Here is a 2,787-nt window from a genome sequence, read left to right as displayed (position 1 = left end):
ACACCCTGCCCATGGTCCTCGCCTGGACCGGTGCGGCGGGACTCGTCCGCAACGCCGCCGCGTCCCACGGGCTACACCGGACGGGACCCCGGGCGCGTCCCCGCGGCGGCGGCTTCCTCCCCGCCATGCTGGGCCGCGGCGCCACCGGCGGCAGGTCCTCCGTGGCGCACCCTGCACCCGGGCCCACGGCGCCCGCCACGGCGATCGGCGACGCCCCCGCTCACCACCCACTTCCTCAGGACACCTCGGTCCCCCAGGGCGCGAAGATCACCCAGGATGCCTCGGTCCCCCAGGACGCGATGGTTCCCCAGGACGCGATGCTTCCCGTAGCTCTCGCCGTCGAGCCTGCGGCCCCGCCCGCGTCGAATGCCACGGCATCCGCGGAGGCGGCCGGAGCCTCGGAGCGCAGCGCGCCGATCAATCCGACCGCTCCCTCCGGCGCGGCCAGCCCATCTGCCACGCCCAGCCCTGCCAGCGTCCCCGCCGCGAGCGATTCCCCCGTGCCGCCGGACCACGCCGCCCCAACCCAGGCGCCCGTTCCCGCCGGGCCGCCCGTCCCAGCCCGGTTGCCCGTCCCGACCGGGATGCCGCCGTCCGCCGAGCCGCTCATGTCCGCGGGCCCGGTCGCGGCGGAACACCCGGGGCAGACCGCGACGAGCGCCGGCTGGGGTGTCGAGGACGTTGCCCACGCGGCGGCGGACGTGCTGACGATGGCCGACACCCTCGTCGCCCGGTTGGCCGCGCTGCCCATCAGCCAGGCCAGCACGTACGCCCGGATCCTGCGTGCCGACCTGCTGTTCCGGCTGGATCGGGCGGCCGAGGCCGGCGTCGCGCTGGACGCGGTGGAGACGCTGGGCGGCGCCGACGACGCGACCCTGGCGCACGCGGCCCTCGTGCGGGGCGACTGGGCCGGCTATCCCGACGGCGGGGCGCAGACCCTAGGGCGCAGGCCGGACGGCTCGCCGATCCCCGCGGCCCGCCCCGCCTATCTGGACCGGGCCGAGGAGCTGTGGCGCCGGTCGCTGGCCGGCTACGGCCGCATCAACTCCGATGCCGGGCGGGCCGCCGGGCTACTCCGGCTCGCCGAGGCGCCGACCGCCACCGGCCGTCCGATCCTGCGGCGTGCCCGCATCGACGAGGCGGCGCGCCGGGCGCGGGCCGCGGGCGACGATGCCCTCGCCTGGACCGCCCGGGTGCACAGCCTGATCGAGCGGGCCCGGACCGGCGAGGCGTCCACAATGGAACTGCGGACCATGATGATGGCGCTGGCGGAGTGGAGCCGCTTCGACGGGAGCACCAGCTACCGCCGCGGCCTGGGTCAGCTGCTCGCCGCGGCGACAGGCGGCGCGGTGCAGGCGGTCACCCCATGACAGCGGCCATCCCGTGGTCAGCGGCCATCCCGTGGCCAGCGGGTCAGGTACGGCCGCCGGGGAACGGCGGCGGCGAGGTTGAGGGCTTCCGACTCCGCCGGCGATCCGCGATCCGCCTGCGCCATTCGTCCACGCCCGGCCGCTGCGCAGCCCAGCCGCGTCCAACACCATCCGGCGGCGTGGCGGCATGCGCGGTATCGCCACGCAAGTCGACCGCAGACGAAGCGGCGGCACGCGGCGGGCTCAACACCACACCGGCGGGCGCGTCCACGGGCCGGGGAACGTCCACGGGCCGGGGCTCGGCGGGATCCTCGTCGAGGGGAGGATTCGCCCGATGACCGGGCAGCGTCACCCACGCGGTGCCGGCATACTTCTCGCCGACCGCCACGTCGATCTCGCGGAACGCCTCCGGGTCGAGATCGCGCATCCGCTGGGCGGCAGTGCTGCGGAAGTACTCCGGGGACAACGCGAGAACCAGGTCGGCGTCGGGATAGCGCTCCAACACGCCGCGCACCTGGGGCGCGTCGATCAGCCGGGCGGCGACCACGACGGCGTCGCCCGCGGCGCCGGTTCCATCCACGACCACGTCGCCGTGGTGCAGCGACATCCGCAACCGCAGCCGGCCACCGGGTTCGCGCCCGTCGTTGTAAGCGCGCTGGGCGATCTGCAGCTCGCGGACGAAATCGCTGGCGAGGTACGGCTTGGGTTCCGTCCCAGCCACGATGCCGAGGAAACCGTCGCCCTGGTCCTGCAGCAGCCGGATCGACTCCGCCGGCAGCCCCAACCGCGCAACGGCCGCCGCCACGATCTCCCGCAGGGCCACCCGCCAGTCGACCTGACCGAGCATGCTGCGCCGGCTGTACAGGCGGGCGTCGAGGAAGAACAGGCTGGCGTGCTCCGGTGTGCCGGCGGGTGGCCGCTGGCGCTCCCGCGCGCCCGGGACGGCGCCCGGGGACGCATCGAGCCGCGAGCCGACCCGGAAAACCTCGTTGGCCGGGAACGACTTCGCCGCGGCGGCGAGGATGCGCGCCCTGCCGTCGGAAAGCAGCCCGTCCTCGAGCTGCGCCGAGATCTCCGACCAGTAGTCAAATGGCGTGCCGGTGAACTCCGGCACCCGGTCGCGGGTGAGGCCGGCGCGCACCAACAGCAGATTCGCCTTGAAGTGCACGTTGAAGGCCTTCGCGAGCGCCCTGATCTCGACCTCGCTCAGCCCCTGCATCACGAGCCCCCGAAGCGATCCCAAGATGCGGCCGCCGCCGGCAGGCGTTCGCCGGCCGGCGCATTTCTCGCAGGAATTCTAAGCCCGGGGTGGGCCCAATACCAGGAACTTTAGGTTCGGATCGGGATTGTGACCACGGTGGGCGGCGGTCCTGCGAGGTGCTTGTCGATCGGTTTCTTGGCGGGGAATGGGGTGCGT

General features: G+C 74.5%; 1 protein-coding gene and 1 pseudogene. One reads left to right on the top strand and one right to left on the bottom strand.

The genetic code is table 11. The features are described from left to right. Positions 1–1,370 (top strand): annotated as a pseudogene (locus G6R25_RS23170) (hypothetical protein); the annotation flags it as partial. A gap of 43 nt (positions 1,371–1,413) precedes the next feature. On the opposite strand, the gene G6R25_RS23165 reads toward G6R25_RS23170, so the two are convergent. Beyond that, positions 1,414–2,613, bottom strand: coding sequence for an effector-associated domain EAD1-containing protein (locus G6R25_RS23165; protein ID WP_235949486.1), 1,200 nt, complete (start codon positions 2,611–2,613; stop codon positions 1,414–1,416). Between the last annotated feature and the right edge of the window lie 174 nt (positions 2,614–2,787).

The sequence above is a fragment of the Candidatus Frankia alpina genome (assembly GCF_902806485.1).
GTDB lineage: Bacteria > Actinomycetota > Actinomycetes > Frankiales > Frankiaceae > Frankia > Frankia alpina.
Note: the sequence above shows the minus strand (reverse complement) of the source record. Positions and strands in the feature narration are given on the sequence as shown.